Origin of the sequence: Cytobacillus depressus (genome assembly GCF_008923245.1) — a bacterium.
Lineage (GTDB): Bacteria > Bacillota > Bacilli > Bacillales > Cytobacillaceae > Cytobacillus > Cytobacillus depressus.
In genome coordinates this window covers 40324-57809 of sequence record NZ_WBOS01000022.1, presented here as the reverse complement: position 1 = coordinate 57809, position 17486 = coordinate 40324, and the positions used below count along the sequence as shown (strand labels likewise).

At 35.6% G+C, this 17486-nt stretch carries 30 protein-coding genes; 23 read left to right on the top strand and 7 right to left on the bottom strand.

Translation table 11 applies throughout. From position 1 onward, the window contains the following. Positions 1-272: 272 nt before the first annotated feature. Positions 273-506, top strand: coding sequence for an ATP-dependent Lon protease (locus tag F7731_RS23835; protein ID WP_151537291.1), 234 nt, complete (start codon positions 273-275; stop codon positions 504-506). Positions 507-847: 341 nt separating this feature from the next. On the opposite strand, the gene F7731_RS23830 is transcribed toward F7731_RS23835, so the two are convergent. Then, the gene (locus F7731_RS23830; RefSeq protein ID WP_151537290.1) at positions 848-1270 is read right to left on the bottom strand and encodes a hypothetical protein; all 423 of its coding nucleotides are present in this window, start codon (positions 1268-1270) and stop codon (positions 848-850) included. A 453-nt stretch (positions 1271-1723) separates the two neighbouring features. On the opposite strand from F7731_RS23830, the gene F7731_RS23825 reads away from it, so the two are divergent. Next, positions 1724-2161 carry a YoqH family protein gene (locus tag F7731_RS23825; RefSeq protein WP_151537289.1) on the top strand — a complete coding sequence of 146 codons (438 nt, stop codon included), beginning with the start codon at positions 1724-1726 and terminating at the stop codon, positions 2159-2161. 276 nt (positions 2162-2437) lie between these two features. Here F7731_RS23825 and F7731_RS23820 read toward each other — a convergent pair whose 3' ends face one another. Both F7731_RS23820 and F7731_RS23815 read right to left on the bottom strand, forming a co-directional pair. Further along, entirely contained in the window at positions 2438-2923 is a 486-nt protein-coding gene (locus F7731_RS23820; RefSeq protein ID WP_151537288.1) for a hypothetical protein, read from the bottom strand. A 383-nt stretch (positions 2924-3306) separates the two neighbouring features. After that, positions 3307-3588, bottom strand: coding sequence for a hypothetical protein (locus F7731_RS23815; RefSeq protein ID WP_151537287.1), 282 nt, complete (start codon positions 3586-3588; stop codon positions 3307-3309). Between the two features lie 323 nt (positions 3589-3911). Here F7731_RS23815 and F7731_RS23810 point away from each other — a divergent pair, with 323 nt between their 5' ends. The 13 genes from F7731_RS23810 to F7731_RS23765 all read left to right on the top strand — a co-directional run bounded on the left by F7731_RS23810 (position 3912) and on the right by F7731_RS23765 (position 10013). Beyond that, the gene (locus F7731_RS23810) at positions 3912-4460 is read left to right on the top strand and encodes a site-specific integrase (protein WP_151537286.1); all 549 of its coding nucleotides are present in this window, start codon (positions 3912-3914) and stop codon (positions 4458-4460) included. Then, positions 4457-4894: an HNH endonuclease gene (locus tag F7731_RS23805; protein WP_151537285.1), complete on the top strand. Its 438-nt coding sequence runs from the start codon at positions 4457-4459 to the stop codon at positions 4892-4894. The genes F7731_RS23810 and F7731_RS23805 overlap by 4 nt, the downstream gene beginning before the upstream one ends. Beyond that, complete coding sequence (locus tag F7731_RS23800) at positions 4891-5076, top strand: hypothetical protein (RefSeq protein WP_151537284.1); 186 nt, start codon at positions 4891-4893, stop codon at positions 5074-5076. The genes F7731_RS23805 and F7731_RS23800 overlap by 4 nt, the downstream gene beginning before the upstream one ends. A gap of 230 nt (positions 5077-5306) precedes the next feature. Then, a complete protein-coding gene (locus F7731_RS23795; RefSeq protein WP_151537283.1) occupies positions 5307-6230 on the top strand; it encodes a restriction endonuclease in 924 nt (307 codons plus the stop codon). Between the two features lie 302 nt (positions 6231-6532). Further along, on the top strand, positions 6533-6814 hold the full coding sequence (locus F7731_RS23790; RefSeq protein ID WP_151537282.1) for a hypothetical protein: 282 nt from the start codon (positions 6533-6535) through the stop codon (positions 6812-6814). Between the two features lie 670 nt (positions 6815-7484). Then, positions 7485-7607 (top strand): hypothetical protein, encoded by a 123-nt coding sequence (locus F7731_RS27135; protein WP_281352605.1) that lies wholly within the window; start codon positions 7485-7487, stop codon positions 7605-7607. 77 nt (positions 7608-7684) lie between these two features. Continuing rightward, positions 7685-7951, top strand: coding sequence for a hypothetical protein (locus F7731_RS23785; protein ID WP_151537281.1), 267 nt, complete (start codon positions 7685-7687; stop codon positions 7949-7951). Further along, on the top strand, positions 7951-8166 hold the full coding sequence (locus F7731_RS26655; protein ID WP_170289788.1) for a hypothetical protein: 216 nt from the start codon (positions 7951-7953) through the stop codon (positions 8164-8166). Before F7731_RS23785 ends, F7731_RS26655 begins: the two co-directional genes overlap by 1 nt. Before the next feature lie 679 nt (positions 8167-8845). After that, positions 8846-9073: a hypothetical protein gene (locus F7731_RS23780; protein WP_151537280.1), complete on the top strand. Its 228-nt coding sequence runs from the start codon at positions 8846-8848 to the stop codon at positions 9071-9073. Positions 9074-9085: 12 nt separating this feature from the next. Further along, the gene (locus tag F7731_RS26650; RefSeq protein WP_170289794.1) at positions 9086-9238 is read left to right on the top strand and encodes a hypothetical protein; all 153 of its coding nucleotides are present in this window, start codon (positions 9086-9088) and stop codon (positions 9236-9238) included. After that, positions 9231-9458, top strand: a complete 228-nt coding sequence (locus F7731_RS23775) for a hypothetical protein (protein WP_151537279.1) — start codon at positions 9231-9233, stop codon at positions 9456-9458. Before F7731_RS26650 ends, F7731_RS23775 begins: the two co-directional genes overlap by 8 nt. A gap of 37 nt (positions 9459-9495) precedes the next feature. Then, on the top strand, positions 9496-9696 hold the full coding sequence (locus F7731_RS23770) for a hypothetical protein (protein ID WP_151537278.1): 201 nt from the start codon (positions 9496-9498) through the stop codon (positions 9694-9696). Between the two features lie 20 nt (positions 9697-9716). Further along, the gene (locus F7731_RS23765) at positions 9717-10013 is read left to right on the top strand and encodes a hypothetical protein (RefSeq protein ID WP_151537277.1); all 297 of its coding nucleotides are present in this window, start codon (positions 9717-9719) and stop codon (positions 10011-10013) included. Positions 10014-10051: 38 nt separating this feature from the next. On the opposite strand, the gene F7731_RS23760 is transcribed toward F7731_RS23765, so the two are convergent. Together F7731_RS23760 and F7731_RS23755 are read right to left on the bottom strand one after the other, a co-directional pair. Beyond that, positions 10052-10867, bottom strand: coding sequence for an ATP-dependent DNA ligase (locus tag F7731_RS23760; protein WP_151537276.1), 816 nt, complete (start codon positions 10865-10867; stop codon positions 10052-10054). Between the two features lie 72 nt (positions 10868-10939). Then, complete coding sequence (locus F7731_RS23755; RefSeq protein WP_151537275.1) at positions 10940-11248, bottom strand: hypothetical protein; 309 nt, start codon at positions 11246-11248, stop codon at positions 10940-10942. Positions 11249-11564: 316 nt separating this feature from the next. Between F7731_RS23755 and F7731_RS23750 the strand changes: the two genes are divergently transcribed. The 3 genes from F7731_RS23750 to F7731_RS23740 all read left to right on the top strand — a co-directional run bounded on the left by F7731_RS23750 (position 11565) and on the right by F7731_RS23740 (position 13269). Next, entirely contained in the window at positions 11565-12215 is a 651-nt protein-coding gene (locus F7731_RS23750) for a hypothetical protein (protein WP_151537274.1), read from the top strand. Positions 12216-12300: 85 nt separating this feature from the next. Next, positions 12301-13017 (top strand): hypothetical protein, encoded by a 717-nt coding sequence (locus tag F7731_RS23745; protein WP_151537273.1) that lies wholly within the window; start codon positions 12301-12303, stop codon positions 13015-13017. Between the two features lie 48 nt (positions 13018-13065). Beyond that, positions 13066-13269 carry a hypothetical protein gene (locus F7731_RS23740; RefSeq protein WP_151537272.1) on the top strand — a complete coding sequence of 68 codons (204 nt, stop codon included), beginning with the start codon at positions 13066-13068 and terminating at the stop codon, positions 13267-13269. A 109-nt stretch (positions 13270-13378) separates the two neighbouring features. On the opposite strand, the gene F7731_RS23735 is transcribed toward F7731_RS23740, so the two are convergent. Further along, positions 13379-13597 carry a Rho termination factor N-terminal domain-containing protein gene (locus F7731_RS23735; RefSeq protein WP_151537271.1) on the bottom strand — a complete coding sequence of 73 codons (219 nt, stop codon included), beginning with the start codon at positions 13595-13597 and terminating at the stop codon, positions 13379-13381. 561 nt (positions 13598-14158) lie between these two features. On the opposite strand from F7731_RS23735, the gene F7731_RS23730 reads away from it, so the two are divergent. From F7731_RS23730 to F7731_RS26645, 4 genes are all read left to right on the top strand, one after another. Further along, positions 14159-15190 carry a helix-turn-helix domain-containing protein gene (locus F7731_RS23730; RefSeq protein ID WP_151537270.1) on the top strand — a complete coding sequence of 344 codons (1032 nt, stop codon included), beginning with the start codon at positions 14159-14161 and terminating at the stop codon, positions 15188-15190. A gap of 176 nt (positions 15191-15366) precedes the next feature. Further along, complete coding sequence (locus F7731_RS23725) at positions 15367-15726, top strand: hypothetical protein (protein WP_151537269.1); 360 nt, start codon at positions 15367-15369, stop codon at positions 15724-15726. 243 nt (positions 15727-15969) lie between these two features. Continuing rightward, positions 15970-16299 (top strand): hypothetical protein, encoded by a 330-nt coding sequence (locus F7731_RS23720; protein ID WP_151537268.1) that lies wholly within the window; start codon positions 15970-15972, stop codon positions 16297-16299. A 29-nt stretch (positions 16300-16328) separates the two neighbouring features. Further along, positions 16329-16466, top strand: coding sequence for a hypothetical protein (locus F7731_RS26645; RefSeq protein ID WP_170289793.1), 138 nt, complete (start codon positions 16329-16331; stop codon positions 16464-16466). Positions 16467-16788: 322 nt separating this feature from the next. On the opposite strand, the gene F7731_RS23715 is transcribed toward F7731_RS26645, so the two are convergent. Beyond that, positions 16789-17094 (bottom strand): hypothetical protein, encoded by a 306-nt coding sequence (locus F7731_RS23715; protein ID WP_151537267.1) that lies wholly within the window; start codon positions 17092-17094, stop codon positions 16789-16791. A gap of 192 nt (positions 17095-17286) precedes the next feature. Here F7731_RS23715 and F7731_RS23710 point away from each other — a divergent pair, with 192 nt between their 5' ends. After that, positions 17287-17484: a hypothetical protein gene (locus tag F7731_RS23710; protein ID WP_151537266.1), complete on the top strand. Its 198-nt coding sequence runs from the start codon at positions 17287-17289 to the stop codon at positions 17482-17484. Positions 17485-17486 lie beyond the last annotated feature (2 nt).

Genomic DNA, 17486 nt, shown 5'->3' with positions numbered 1-17486 from the left:
GAGCGTAAAAATGCCTTCCGTTTTTATGAAAAATTAGGCTTTACCTCCACTCATGAAGGCATGAAGTTAATTCTAAATTAAATAAATCATATATTCCACAATCGGGCGCTTTTCTGAAATAAGTAAAGCGTCTTTCTTTATGAAAAGGGCCATTTAATTGAAGAAGGAGTTAAGTTCAATGGTAAAATATTGGAATCAGTACAAAAATTGTGAAAATGATTTGGAAACATGTACTTACACAACGTAGCATGTTAATTGGGAGGGTGATTTTTGTGAAATTATTACTGTCTATTATATTAGCTGGGCTTTTAGGTATTTTAATTTTCTTTGGACCTATCGGTGTATATATTTTATGTGCAATTATTGTTGGAGTAATTTTTAGGTCATTTGTTTTATTAAATGAGATTCATAAACAAGTTATATCAGTAGGGGGAATTGATAGGGCGAAAGAAGCATATGAACGGTATTTAAAAGAGAGTGAAAAAGAAACGAATGAAAAACGTTAGGAATAAGTTATTCCACAAAAGGCCGCAATTCTTGAAGAGGAATTGTGCCTTTTTCAGTAATCGGGCCAGATTGTGGAATAACATTAATACGCAAATATGGGCATTTATTTTATGCAATACAGAGAAGTTTATGAAGACATTTACTTTAACGGGCAAGATAGTTAAAGAAGGAAAGATCACCATTTATAACGAAAATACTTTTAGGAAACTCAAAAGAAGGGCATGAGGAAACAACCATCTCCGATAGGCAAGATGGAAAAAATGTTAATTATTCGACAAACCCCTCGCTCCGTCCTCCTTGACAGGACTTCCCTGAGTAGGAAAAATAGAAATAGGATAAGTCACTTTTTATAGCTGATTTTTAGCATCATCTCTTCTTTTTTTCCTTCCCATTGGATTACAACTGGGATTTTTTTAGGTAAGGCACGACACGGACCTCCACAGTTTATTCCAATATCGAATTCATCTTGTGTTTCCAGATACCCTACTCCTGAAGTAATGTCATCAGAGGATTCATATATTTCGTATTCAAAAGTGGGTGGCTTACTTCCTTCTCCAATATATGAAATACTATAGTTTCTTATATTATCCTGTTTACTTTCTAACATCACATACCAATTATTACTTTTACCTTCGAAATATTGCTCTTTGAATTCCGGTATTTTTGAGCTTTTTTCCACTGTGCAAGCAGAAAGCATCAATGTAATAATGAAGCATAAAAATAAAAATAATTTGTTACCTCTTAATGAACATGGATAAATCATAGATTGTTACCTCCCTTGTATTTTAGAATTCATTATTAGAATAGAATACGTAGATGTTACTTCTCAGAATTAGGTGTAATGTACTTTATATTATTGAAATTTATTGAAACGAACCAACTGTCGATGCTTTTAATTATATATATTATTACATAAGTGTTGTGAAGTTGAAACCTGAATTTTCAGTTTAATAAAGCTCCCTATTAGGACCGACCAAAAAGTAAATACCTAATCAATAATTAGACCTATTAGACGGCAATTTGCTTATTAAGGGATGGATTTTCCGGAAGATAGAGAAGTATGAATGTTTTTAAAACGTTCTTCAGCAATCGGGCGCACAGTTGTTGAATGGGCAATGTGCTTAAATCGGCCCATTTAACTGAACAAAGTATTGATACGAATAAGTATTTTATTGGAAGTCATCCTAATAATAAAACAAATTCGGGAGCTTCTAATATGAAAAAAATTATTCTCAGTCTAATAATTGTTTTAGCTACCTCTACTTCAATAATTCATTCTGAACAGCTTCCAGCTTGCACAGTAATACTTGAACCCAAAGTTGATATTCAAAAAAATGCTAAAGGTGTGGCCATAATTTATAACATTGAAAGAAAATTTAATGACCACAGAACAAGCCTTGGTATTCAGGCCTTACATATGCCAGAGCCTTCAGTTTTCGGAAATTACGATAGTTATCAAGTGTTAGCATATATTCCTAATGAGGTAAGCTGGATATTTTCTCTTACTCGTTATGCAGATAATAATTGGGTTGGAAATTGGGATGAAATTTCCCCAATCATGAGACCAACCCAAATCAAAGTAAGACCGATAAATTTAAAAACAAATAATTTCGGCCCCTCTGTACTTGAAGGGAAAGTATCTTGTTCAAAATAAAAGTAAATCGTTTATTCAACAATCGGGCGCGATTGTTGAACAACATAGGAAAAATTAGAGGTTGCGTATGAGCAACTTACCCCTATAACCCCCCACGAAATCAATTCTAATTTTGTCCTAGGCCTCTCTACAGACACGACAAATAGCCGAAAGGAGTGATCTTTCAGCTAAGCTCGTCGGCGTGTCCAGAATTAGCCCCGGAGCTTTTGTCGTTTTGCTATGTAGGAAGCTGGCCAGCTTTTTACCTTTTTGGTGTCCCTTTTTTTGTAATTATCTCTAAGGTTTAATAGTGCCATTCCACGGTAAATGTGGTGCTTCTTTTCCGTAACCCCATAGTCCTGTAAAGGACTTTCCATCTGATTTAAATGTAAATTCAAACGTACCTTTCCCATACGGTGGTACAAACGGGTAGGTTTCCCATGTCCCTTTTAATGTATCTCCAGAAAACTTACCATCTAAGGTCCCTTGGGTTCCTGAGACAGGGGAATACCATCCGGTTACCTGATCCCTATCAAGAGCCATCGTAGCCAGATGCACAACTAATGGGATTTGGGGATTTGTACCCGCGTAATTACTGAATTTAGTATCCCAATATCCTGTTACGTCGTAGGGTCGACGATTTTGTTGCTGAACTTGATACAATGGATGATTAATGTAAGGTGCTTGATAAACATACGGGTATGAATACGGATACCTAACGATATTTTGAGAAGTGTATGGATAAGCAGTAAAAGGGTGATAGTATCCAACATATTGGTACATTTAATAATCTCCTTCCTTTAGACACCGGATGTATGTAGACTATTCCAAATGCAGAAGATATGTGACACCTTTTAAGGGTATGCCATTTTTGGTGTACCTTTTTTGGTTGAATGAAAATGTAACACTTTATGTATTCTGTTACATTTTGCCCTCAAACCCATGGTACGCCTATGTTTTGATTTACAAATTGTTAATTTACCTTTACAATGTAACATATTGAGGTTACTTGTTACATATTTTTGTTAAAAAATGGGGGTAAAAATGAGGTACGTTCAACCGATTCGAGATATACAAAAAATAGAAGAAATTCGCATTATCAGTTATCCCCATTATTCAGAATTTTATACACAAAAGAGGCCTTCCGAAAAAGGAAGATCTCTTTTTTATTGCGGTAACCAATTTTCAAATTTAGCTTCCAAGCCCTCGTCCTCAATAAATTTGAGGAATTCAATACTTTTCAGATGAGCCAATATAACGGATCTGCACCAAACGCTTCTGCCGGAAATAGAACCAAGCGGCTCAGGAATATATCCTTTGTTCGCCATCCTCGAAACGTCTTTGGAGTCTACTCCTAAAATACGGCTGACTTCAGCTCCACCGATTAAACCAAGCTCTAGTAATTTGTTTGCTTGATCGTGCGAATGCTTCACTATCGGAATCTTCATTTTGATCACCGCCTTTTTTTGTGATAGTGGTTGCGGTCCACTATTTTTTATTTAGTATAACAATTGAATTCATTTTGATAAGGCCACCTTCGGACCTCCTAAATTGTGATCAAATATATTGTCTCAACATTTGAATTTTATCTCAATATGTTTTTTGTTCCAAATGGGATAGACGAAATTATCTGAAACTACTAGTAACAAAATCTATGTTTTGTTACATAGAGCCGATAAGCGTTGATACGACAAGCATCCTCTGATATACTAGTAACAGATGGAGATAATATGTTACATAGTAAGTAACATGCTGGGGGGCATGACTAAAATTGAAAACAGTTCAACCTATTAGGAATCATGCGAAGATTCAGGAAATAGGAAATGTTCTTATGCATAATTCCTATCGGGATTATTTCCTTTTTATTTTCGGGATTAATTCCGGTCTTAGAATTTCTGACATTCTTCCTTTGAAAGTGAAAGATGTGAAGAACAAGAATTTTCTCATTGCGAGAGAATCAAAAACAGGGAAGGAAAGACGGATTCCGATGCTTCCTGTTTTGAAAGAAGAAATTGAGAAGTATATTGCTGGTATGAAACTAGAAGATTATCTTTTTAAATCTGTGAGAACAAGAAAACCAATTACAAGGATTCAAGCATATCGGATTTTAAGGTCTGCTGCGGAAAAGGTTGGACTTGAAGAGATCGGCAGTCATTCATTGAGAAAAACTTTTGGTTATCACTTTTATCAGCAGACAAAGGACGTTGCTATGCTTCAGGAAATCTTTAACCATTCTTCGCCGTCAATCACGCTTAGGTATATCGGAATTAATGATGACATGATTAATGAAGCATTTATTAAATTTGGGGGATTACGATGATGGTTTTTGATGTTTATAAAATTGACCAAATACGAAATGAATTTAAATCAATCAGAAACAAATATTTTAAAGACAAGCCTAAAATGTGTAGTAGATGCTTTTCTTCGAAGATAATTCATTTACACCATAAAAAGGCTATTGCAGACGGTGGTACAAATGATAATGAAAACTTAGTCCCTCTTTGCAAAGGATGTCATGATGAATGGCACTACGTTGAAGGTTCTATAGAATTTGAAGATTTTTTAGAAACCATATCTGGACATGAATTTATTATCATTCAAAAAAATATGGATCAATTTATTAAAAGTTTTAAAGATGCTCCCTTTGAAGAAGGAATGAATTTATTAAAAAAATCTGTATTAGATATGCGGGAAATGAATAGGGGTTTTGCACTTGCTGAATTTGAAGATAGGACAGGTGAATTAAGATTATGAACAAAGCAGAAAACGCAAAAATCATTTTAGCAGCATTAGAAGAGTATATTCAGATAGATTCCTCTTGCAAAGAACTTTATATAAAAGGGATTTTAAAAGGGTTGGCGGAGATCGAGAAGCAGGGACATCCGAAAGAAGAGAATTATTATACAAGTTCAGATGGATACGACATCATCAAATAAAAAACCTTTGGTATTTAAATATAGGACGCTCTTCTGTTCATGAGAGCGTCCTATATTATTACATTAATAATTATAATTTAAGTGATTAAGGTGCACAATTTGTCCAGCCTTTGTTACTGGCGGAAAGTCTCATTTGTATTTCATTTCCATATCTTAAGAGTTAAGGTTTGGTTGTATATATGGTAAAATTAGGATTGGAATATTTTAAACAAAAAAGCTGGTGATGATAAATGTCAAAATATAGATGCTTAAAACATAATGAGATAATGGCGGAAAAAATTGTGGATAGAAGAATCCAACCTTACTGTCTCGGATGCACAAAAGAAAAAAAACTGGAGGTAGATTTACAAACTTACAATGAAAATAAAGAAAAATATATGAAAGCGAACGAGAGGATAGTAAGGAAGGATTTCTTCGATAGCACAGTTATAGTACCAATTAAAGTATTTTTTTATTCTTTGTTTTGGTCACTTTTCCCTGCTGCCTTAATTAGTGATTATTTTTCTATTTCTTTTGTCCAGGCGTTTTTTGTGACTCCAGTTATCTTAGCAATAATTACTTTTTTTGTGCGCTTATATACATACAAAAGACCCCCGTCAGTATACCCTGAACCAACTAAAGAAAGCATCGAATTAGTCGTGAATTATGAAAAGGAACAGAATACGAAAGAGGCAGAAAGGTATAAAAATAACTTACGCAAGGAGTACAAGATACATTCAACGCGAATTGATGAAGTAGATAAAATGGATGGATTTAAGTTTGAACAATATGTAGCTGATTTATTGTGGAAAATTGGGTTTAAAAATGTAAAAGTAACAAAGAAAAGCGGTGACGGTGGTGTAGATATATTAGCTATTAGCCCTCGAGGGGAAAAGACCGCTATTCAATGCAAGAGGTTAAAAAGCAAAGTTGGGAATTCAGCCATTCAAGAAATCTTTTTAGGAAAGAAACTGAATAAATGTAAAATAGGAATGGTTATAACTAACTCCTATTTTACGAAGCCTGCCTTTGATGCTGCGGTTAAATCGGGTATTGAATTATGGGATAGGGATCGTTTAATTGAGCAGATGAACAAACTTGAACCGCAGTTTAGCTGGGAAGATTATCTTGCTAGTTTTTATAATTTACCTGAAGGACAACAAAGAATTTCATAAAAGGGGTACCGTTAGGAAAAAGCGAATTGAGATTAATCCAATTTGCATTTTTTATGTTTTAAAAAACTTTAACGGACTAACTGATGTCATAACTTAATAGATTGATTTGCAGGAACAGGCGGAATCAGAAAAGTCTTATAAAAATACAGATGGATACGACATCATCAAATAATGAATCAGTTGAAAATTAAATATATTCAGTTTGCTCTCCAACTGTGAACATTCTTGGTATAATAAGGAGTATAAGGTTAAGGCTCCCACCCTCCGTTTTATAAAATACAAAAGACGGAGGTTTTCTCGAAATGAAAAAAGATACAAATGAAAAGTTAAACCCTACTAAGAAACAAAAGAACAACCAAAAGCAAGACAAAAAAGCAACTAAGAATACACAACAAGACAACGGATTAACGAATGGGATGAAGTGGTTTCAGATACTTTCTACTGGCCTTTCAAGCTTTATGAGAGGAATGTGCTGGATGATGGTAGTCGTCTTTATGGGCACAGTAATGTGGTGGATATGGACTGGCACGATTCCTCCGAGTGATGTTGTCGATATGGGCAAGAAGTATTTAGGTATTTTCTAAAATAAGGTTTGTTACCTAATCTAAGTATGGGATGATTTCAAGGATTTTATACTTCGCTATGCTTGTCCGACCAAACGAGCTGGTGGCCTTATGATTTGCCGGAGGGGAATGTGCCTTTGGTATAAGCCTTGAGGGATTTACATATAAGGATTGAAATGCACGAAAAAGGGAGATGCCAATTGGCGTCTCCCTTTTCGTTTGCAGCAACTGACCAGGTCGCTACAAATCAGGTTCTTTATCAGAACCTTTCCCGAACAATTCTTTGAGTGTAATCATTGATTTCTCGACAGCTACGTTCTTGCTTTAGCAATAGCGCACTGTGATCTAGAAATAGACATCGTTATCCCTCCAGTACGCATTTAAGAACTAGAGATCGCTCACGAAATGTCACCAGATTACAAACTACTTCATTAAACTCTACTGGTTTTATTATAACACTGGCGTTTACAAAGTAAACATTTTCGACAAAGAATTCAAAAAATGGATATTAATCGCGTATTCTCTTTGTGTAATTTATTATAAATAGATGTTCACTTTTAGTGTACAAACGTAGGTATCTATGTTATTATGAAGTTAATAAAAAATACCAAATAACATTAAGTTAAGGTTAAGAAAAGGTTAATATATCGCCCTTACCTTAACATTAATATAACATTAAGGAGAGGTTAATATGAACACGTTTGAGAAGTACAGCAAAGCGGTTGAAGGCTACAGCAACGGGTATAAATTTGATGAATTTAAGAAAGGTGAAACGTGTATTTTTGGTACTCAGCCGGCAAAGCAAAACACCTAGAATTCATATCCGGAAAGGTTCAGGAAGTAGTAAAAGCAAAGAACGCTAAAGGAATTGATTGCATCCGTCAGGTGTTCGTGGAGACTGAAAAATTTCAGAAGACGTTTGGTTCGGTTGCTTTTATTAAGCACATGATTTTCAAGAAGGATGTTATAGAGGAATCTGTTCCAGAAGAAGAAAACGCCGTGGACGGTGAAATGGAAATAAAGTGGATTGAAAAGGCCATGACCGTAAAGAATCCTGAAGTGAAAAAGCATTTAGCTGAAGGCTGGGCGTTTGTCGAAAAGATTTGGAGTTCTGAAAAGAATATGTATTTGGCAAAAGTTCAAAGGAGGTTTTCATAATGGGAAAAGTATTAGATTTCAATAGCAAATGGCAAGCAATCAAGGAGCATGAGGAAGCGGTTCAGATGAAAGGATTTTTCGTAGAAATGTTTGGAGATCAACCGGACAGCGTGAAGTTGGAGATCGCTCAGGCGATTAAGGATAAGGATGTTGAAAGATATTTTGAAATTACGCATCCGATTATAATAAGGAAGACAATGAAGGAAATGAATTAGCCGGCCGTTGAAGTCATCATGACAGTTCTCCACGCCGGAGGGAAATTTGGCGGCGGCGGATATAAAGTTTCTGGCGGATTGCATGGGGTAGGCGCTTCAGTTGTAAAATGAATTAGTGGACTCGGTCACCTTAATATTAAGGTAACATTAATGTAATGTTAAGAAAGCCCATTTAGCCGAGAGCGTTCCCTCTCAATCGAGGGAGGTTGGGAGTATCAATCCCAAGGGTACTGCGAATACCCACCAAATGTTAAGGAGACGAAAGCCTTATGACAGTTCATGAATTGTCGGTAGAAGCAAAAGAAATCTGCAAGGAGAATTACCGGAAAAATTGCGGCACATGCCCATTACGTCCGGTCTGCACTTCCACACCAAGATTGGATAGGAAAAGCCACAATGAGTGGGTTAGGAGTTTGAATGAGCTGGCTTATCTGACGGTCGTAAAGGAGTCGATGGTGGTCGGAGGTTAAGATTAATAATATCTTAAGATTAACAATAGATTAATGTTAGTGAGGTGATTTTAACAGGGTGTAAAAGCCCTGTTTTTTTGTCCTTAAAGTTCACCAAAGGTGTACAAAGATATGTACTTTTTCCACTAAAAGAAGTATAATAAATATATAGAAGTTCACCATTTGACAACAAAAAAGGCTCTGCGAAAGCCTTAAAAGGAGGATGCCCAATGGCAGGAGCGTATCAAAGTCCAGACACTTATGTTACATATTTCCCTTCCTCTAATGAGGGGACAGTAGAGCTTTACAGAAAGCATGGAAGCCATACCGAGTTTGTTATCAGATTGAATGACAGAGTGGTAGCCGTTACAGACAAACATTTAGCGTTTCATTGGCTTTTAGCATTAGTCCAACCAGAACATCATGGAGACGTTCATCGGCTCTATATGGAGATGTAAGGAGGTTATAAAATGCTGCCCAATTTTTCAATGTTTGTAGAATACATTTGCAGGGATTGTAATATTAAGGAACTTCATTGCGAGATCATTCCGAAGCACCCTTGTCCGAAATGCGGATTCTTTTTTGAGGTCAATGAAGAAGTGAAGGAGGAAGGCCATGCATGAATTATTGGAGAGAGCATTGAGCATTATTGATGCGGCTGTGTTTGTACAAGAAATGCAGATCAGGCAAATTGACGAGGACCTGAAATTTTGGCAAAAGCAGAAGCCTTCGGAGGTCCGGCGAACAGCTTTGGAAAAGTGGCAGCGTAAGAAGGAAATCTCCGTAGCAAAAAGAGACCAATGCTTGAAGCTTGTCAGAATGATTAATGACATTTGCGCATGAAAAGGAAAGGAGCTTCACACGTTAGGGGAGTTGGAAAGTGAGAACGCTTCAGGAGATTTATTACGAGTATGAATTGATTGTGAGCAAAGAAAATAAAAGCCAGCGGAACATGCTGCTGATTGAATTAATGGATGAATTAAATGCGTATCATGGATTGAGTGAGATCCATACAGATGAATTTGTGAAGGAGAATAAAAGATTAGTTACACTGTACAGGAAAATCGCGAACAGCAGATAAAAAGGAAAAGGGGGATACAATTGAACCCGATAAACAAACTGAAGGAAATCGTGAAAAATCAAAAAACAGTCAGTGTATCAAGACTAAAAAAATTAGTGATTGATATTGAACAAGATCAATTCAAATACAGAGAAAAGATTAAGAGACAGTCCTTAACTAATAAGAAACTAAACGAACGCCTGCACCTTGTAGAAAATAAGGCGAAAAAATTTGATGGCTTACTGTTGGAAAACGAAATGTTAAAAAACAGGATCACTCGGCAAAGGACAGAATTAAGGCGAGCAAGTAGTAAAGAGGATCAAGAAATTAAACTTTAGCTTTGACTATTATTGCGAAGTAAATAAAAAAGTGGAGTTTATAACCACTCCACAAATGAAGGTATTCGTAATTTGCCTTTCTTAGTCAAATTTCTATATTTAACACGACACTTAATAGGTTCAACGGATTTGAATTTTTCATTTTCTGAATGAACCTTACACATTGAATATAATTTTTTGCGTTCATCTGGTGGCATAAACTCCATTAATCCAGCAGGTTTACCGTCTAAGAATGACAGTATTAGACCAAACTTATCCTTACGTAGATTAGTAATATAACAATTTTCATACTGATAGTTGATTACCTTTAACCATGAGTGGCTGCGTTTACCGATTTCATATGGCGAGTTGTTAATCTTCTTCAACACTATACCTTCTAGGTCATTCTGTTTAACTAAATCGAAATATGCGCATCCATTACCTTGAATCCACTTAACTGTAGCGATGTTAGGATGGTCAGAAGGAATAATTTCTTCTAATAATTCTTTGCGTTTAAGAAGAGGTAAAGAAGTAAGTTTTTCGCCGTTATATTGAATCACATCAAAGATACAGTATTGAATATCGTATGGAGCCTTAATTGATTTAAAACGTTCCATACATGCTTCAAAGTCGGGTTTCCCATTTTTGTCTGAGACTACAATTTCGCCATCTAGGACAGTGCCGTTAGGTAAGTCTAAATTAGTTAACTCTCGGTAAACTGAAGTTACCTCATTGTTATGTCGTGTGTAGATGCGAACTCTATCATTAAACTTTGTCCAAATTATCCGTATCCCATCAAGCTTTAACTCAGTTATATAAGATTCATCATCAAATGGATGATCAGATTTGTGCAGTAACATTGGTGATATGAACATATAAAAAAACCTCCATATAAATTGTAACATTTTAGGAGGTGTAAATTTACTGGTAATTATAGTGAGTTTGAATTACCCAAACGCCTTTATGTTTTTTTGCACATAATTGACGGTGATTTCTTCAATAGATCGAGGGGGAATATTAATCCCTCTGTCTTTGTTGTAAAACCCGATTATTCCACAAATGTAATTCTTCTCTATTTTCTTGTTAATTTCGTTAAGCCGTTCCTTAACTTCGTGCTTTGCCAGCCCCATATCCTCCTGTGAACTTCTAATCACGCAATAGTTTATTACCTGGCTTTCGATATTTTCAAAGTCCACTTTCCAAAGACCGCACAAAAATTTGTAAGACTCTTTGTTCCTCATTCTGCGCTTTTCCATACTTCACTTTCCTTTACGAAATAATTGTTGGTCGTTTCTTTTCTTCCGTTCCCATAGACCTTTTAACATTCAAAAAAAGAAGTTTCTTCAGAAACCTATCCGGAATTCCACCAAAGCCCCAGAGTAAGAATTTTTTTCCTCGTAGTCAAACAAAACGGTCCCTTAATGACAGAAGCCCCCATTTTAATTATTACTCTTTATGTAGTATATCGGAGTATAAAAAGTGATGCAACAAATATTGGCCCATGCGGAGCGTAGCCAGTGCGCATTGTTTGCTCTAAAATGAGCATAACAGATGAAAGCAGGAGGGAAATGAGTGCCAAAAATCAATAGAGGGAAAACAGTCAAATTAAGTATCAGACTGTCCACTAGAGCGAGACAAAATATCGACATGGCAGCAGAGAATTTAGGAATTTCTTCAGGCGGTGTCATCTTGTTTGAGCTAACAAAAATCCTGAATAGTCTTCCTTCTCTGAAGGAGCTGGATGATATGGAAAACCGGATAACGTTGGAACGTAAACATTTTGTGCTAACAGTCAAAGAAGAAATGATGGATCGAATCAACGAATTGGCAGAAGATTTCGTAATTAAAAAGAATGTTTTGATTGGGATGATTATTTCGGAACATTTCGAAAATATCGTTGATCTCCAGACAGCTGAAAAAACGGAACCAAAGAAAATAATGGTTCAAGTCAATAAATCGCTAAAAAAAAAGATGATGGAGTACAGTGAGGAACATTTTATTCCGTTCAGCGGTCTTGTGACGTACTCAATTCTGGAAGGACCATATGAGGGTTTCCCTTCTTATGAGGATAGCGAAACCGTTCAATTTTTTACGAATGTGCCTGAATATGTCGGGGAAATCGTGAAGGAAGAAGCGGATGCTGCTAATGTAAGAGAGCATTTTTATACATCGTTATGTTTGTATAAACAGTTCATGACACCAGAAGGTAGATTCTATCGGTAACTTAACTATATTCATAATTATTTATGTTTTGAACCCCCTAAACATTGTGAAATTATGGTAATGTATAGGTAAAAAGGGGGATAACATGAAGAAAAAAAGAAGTAAAATTAATTCCAAAATACTTTTACCTGTTGCCTTCATAATTGGTATAGTTGCAGGAGCCATTGTAGTTTTTTTAAATAAAGATAAAGATAATATTGAAGATATTAAACAAGAATATATGGGAGAAATTTATGAAGAACTGAAGGCTACTGGATTATTAAGGTACATAAAAGATAAAGAATTGTTAATAGTCGATGTAGTTCGCAAGGAAGATAAGTATGAATTTGTTCCTGTTACTTATAACTTTGCGTTAAAAGGGACTTTGACTGATGAATTTGAAGGTTTATCAAATGAAGAGAAATATGATGTTTTTAATGATATTAGCAGTATGAATATAAGACAACTTAAATGCGGAAAAGATAAATATAACACTGGATGTATTACGGAATTTTTATCTTTGGAAAGTGGCTCTGATATATATGAATCTAAGGACTTTTCTATTTTTAAGAATGGTAATTTATTTAAGATAGAAAAAGAAAAAAAGGTAGTATCCGTATCTTCAGACAATAATGTTTCGGATAAGGATATTTATGAGTATATGAAAAGTCAATATGATCGATTGACTAACTACGGAGCAAATTATGTTCCTGAAATTCACGACCCGCAAGTCGCAGAGATGGCTTCAAATAAATTTGGTATTAGCACATCGGAAGCCGATAGAATTTATATAGATATGGAAATGAAAAAGGCAGGATATTAATTATTGATAATGGGCGGCTCATGCTGGTGATAAAAGGAGCGGAAAAACATGAAAAGAATCAAAAAATTGGATTGGTTTAATATCGCCATTGCCTGGTTTCTTCTAACCCATGTGTTAACAGTCGATTGGAACCATCTTTCAAAGGCGGATGTGTATGTGAACGTCACAGGGGTTTTATGGTTCATTCTGCTGGTTGCTAATTATATTTTGAAAAGGAAAATCGCAGTTGCAGATAGAATTGCCCAAGGCTAAAAGAGAACGATAGGGGCAATAATCTCCTTTTTTTTAGGAGAAACCGTTCTCTATCAGTGTACAATATCGATAAATCAAAAGCCCTTCCAACCGGAGGGCTTTTGTAAAATCAAAAAATATTGGCTGCTTTTACAAAAAGTTGTGGGTTTTTGTCGCATTTATTGATACGATGAAGAATAAGATCTGGTTCTCTCATCTTAGAAAGGTTTTCAATTCCAAGTTCCTGTTCAAGCGCTTTCAACAAATTGATTGTTTGCGCATGAGTCTCAGGATTCTGTCTGGAATAGGAAATGGCTGCGTAGATTGTTGTAGATACTGGTTTTCCCAATGATTGAACCTCCTTAATGGTCTTCTATAGAATTCGACAACAATTCCAAATTTCTAGGGGATTATTTACAAATTTACCAAAAGCCATTATACATTAAGGAGAGAATATTTACAAAATTCTTTACAGTACATATGTGCGTATTTGTTGTCAAAGATAACAATGCTTTTGTTGTCAAAGACCACAAATAGAAAACATTTTATAAATATATTGCGCAAATTGTTCACGAATAGTACAATGATTAACAAACACTAATCTATTTTCGATTCTGAAATATTCGACACAAAGAAAAAACCTGCTGTAGCTCCAACTACAACAGGCTTGATTCACCAGAGAGCTAAGAAACCCGACTAAAAGTTAAAAAGCTCTTTAAATTTTTTAATTGATAATTTTATTATACCCAATGTTAGATTTATGTACAACATGAATTTAACTATTTTTCATGGGTTTACATGAAAAATGTGGTATATGAGATTATTAATATAGCCGAACGGCTCTCTGGTGAATCCTCTTTTCTTTGCTTGTCTTATTTGTTCAGGCAAATTTTAAGGAGGATTTTTTGTTATGTCTAAAAACACTGAAAAGACAGAGCCTACTCATGCAGAGCTGATCTGGGGTAGTCAAATTTTGGACGAAGGATTTACGATTATACCGAATATCATTACTAGAAATTATCGAAATCTCGGTATGACTCATGGAGAATATGCTTTTATAGCGTTGCTTTCAACATTCAAGCACGATACAAAAGACCCTTATCCGAGTCAGACAACACTAGCAAAATTATATTTCGGAGAAGAATACAAAGAAGAAAACAGCGAAAGAGCGATTCGTAAAATCGTAAACTCGTTAAAGAAAAAGACATTGCTTCGCACAGGAAAAAGAAGAAATGTAACTAGTGGGAAGTTCGGGAATTCGGTTTATAGTTTGCAACCGTTGATTAATGCTTGTTTGAAATTGCAGGGAGAAAAGCAAATAGAATTGCCTGTTGAATACGATATTGAGTGGGATGACGAACCACAGGAACAAAAAGTTCCTACGGTTCCGGAACAAAAAGTTCCTATGGTTCCGGAACAAAAAGTTCCTGTGGTACCGGAACAAAAAGTTCCTACTAAAAAGAAAAGAGAAAAAGAATCTATTAAAAAGAAAAAAGAAAAAGAATCTATCTATCAGGAAATAGTAGAATCTAATTTGCCTGTTTCTTTGCAAAAGGTATTAGTCGATAGGATAGATAGATTAATAATTTACAAAATTAAATTGATTGATGTTGAATTACACTTTAATGCCTTTAAAGATCAATACGAAGAGCGAGAATATATTTATGTTCTGCAAAACCTTATAGACGGAGACGAAAAGCCAAAGAAATTTGCGGCTGTTATGAACAATTGGCTTAAACGGAATAGAGAGAACCAAAATAATATTCCTGCTAAGAGTGGTAAACAGAAACCAATTAGAACCGAAATGGAACAAGAGCATATGGAGGACAAGCCAGAAAAAGAAAAATCTCCAGATGATGAAGCTGTATTAGCGGAAAAGAAGAAAACACTTGAAGAAACGCTGAAGAAATTAAAAGAACCGAACCCGAAAAGACTAGCTTAGAAGCTGGTTTATTACAGATGGGGTTAAACCTTGACCCCTTGGGGGAGTAAGAAACGGCTGATTCAACCGTTTCTTGTTTTCTCACTCTGAACATTCGATTGCTTATTTTGAGCATTCGATAAAGACGGGCTTTCTAGCACAAATAACTAACATCAAGAAAACACGGAGGGTCTAGAATGCCTGATACTTATATTAAATTAAATAACAACGACGTTTATTTTTTAACTTGTGATGATAATGGGGTTCTCATGGAATTTCACACTTTATCTCATGATCCTCCAAGTAAAGAATTTCTCCGTAACTTATCTAGTGATTTATTAAAATATGCTGATCAAATAAAGGACGATCGTTTACCGTCTATTCGTGAGGTCGCGCTTTCCGGTCATCCGTGGAATCTATCGAAATATAAAAATGTGAGTTTTAAAGTAGTGAAATTTAGTAAGGAAGGTATGCGCCATTTTATTAATCCATATACGAGAGACGGCTTGTTTAAGATACCGGACAACAACGCCTTTGCAAGTCGTAGGAGAATTTAAGAAAGTCGATGAATTAGAAAATTTGTGCAATCAGTGTAAAGTCTTGTTTAATGCCTATGTTTTTCAAGAGGTTCTTAAATTGACAAAGTTTGGTTAACGCCTCTCTACATACCCGATGAACGAGGAGGAATCCAGTTTCCTCTTGCCGAATGCTAGAATTATGGTAACGGACGATTAAAGAGAATGGGAAATATCATAAAGCCAGCTGTCGAGGTTGGTCTAATAAACTTGGGGGAATTAACAATGGAAAAGAATCTTAATGCTATTGAAAGTGTTTATAATGCAATTATGGATTTCGATAAAACTATTAGAGAGCTTGAAGACGTTGGCATAAACATCACAGCGTTTGACGATACGATAGAGCATTTAAATAATGCTTTGGAAGCATTGCTGCCGGAAAGTTATGGGCTGTTTGGTGATCATATCGATTCGTTTACCTTTGAAGAAATATTAATGATGGACGAAAGAGCTGAAGAAATTTCAAGTGTGTTTTATTCCTATGAAGGAGCAACAATCAAATTTAAAAACGGTAAGACTTTATTAATTCCAAGAAGAGACGAAGAGCAGGCTTAACAGCCTGTTTCTCCCATGGAGGGGAATGAATGATGAAAAGAGCTTCCAGAGAAGAAATCCAGAAGAATCCGGATAAGTTTTTTCAGGAATTTTTCAAGCGGCAGGAAGAACATCTGAAAAAAGCGAAACAGCCTGCATTGACTTTAATTAAAGGCGGCAAAGAATAATGCCCAGCTGTGACTACTGCTGCAAATACTTTCCTGATGATGAATTAATTCGAGTCCACTTTATCGGGGACCGTTTAGATCGCCTTTATTGTAAGAAGCATTTTCCCGAAGTTGTGGCGAGTGCGAAAAAGCTTCCGTGGTATAAAGGCTATGAAGTTATCCCTTTTATAAAGTAAAGCCCCAGAAAGCCCATTTTAGGATTCTGGGGTATAAACCCTTTCACTTTATCTCTAAAGTCGAAATTGGGGGCCATTTTGAAAGCCTGAGAGGATTCTTTCATCGAGCAAAATGTTTCCAGTGGAAAGTGTGCAGTAATTTCTTTCTATATCTTACTTTTAATTTTTTCTTTTTCCTCTATATTTTCAGCGTTTTTATTGATAATAAACCCCCACAATAACCAAGGAGGAATAACCAAAAGAATTGGAATAGCTAACCATATTCTAGTTTCAAAATCTTCGAATCCCCATACAAATTCAGAGTAACTGAAAAAAACAAATGGGAAACCAGCTAAGAAAACCAAATGACCTAAAATCATCCAATACTTCTTAAATTTATATAATGCCCATAAACCTTTTAAACTTAAAACTAGACTCACTATAATTAAGATTAAACTACCAGCAGAACGCATCCTACATCATCCTCATCAATTATGGAAACTCAAAATTTGTTGGCATTATAACTTTCTATTTTCTGCCTATAAATCCCTTTCTCTACTCGATTAAATGGCGCGTTTGATATTTTTTAGATGTTAAGGGTATAATGACGTTAAGATAACATTAACCTTAAGGTTAAATTAACATTCCATGAGGGAGGACAGACCGTGAGAACCCAAACGCCAGCTGATCGGTGTGAGGAATTGGTCAAGTGTTTCGATAGGGATACGGTCAATCACACCTATGCTCTAAATTTCATCTTGGGAACGCTGCGTGTTTATTTACAGCAGGGAAAGACCCTTACACCGGAGAAGTTAGAGGATGTATTGGAGAGTGCGTTACGGTTTTCGAAAATCCGAAAATAGGA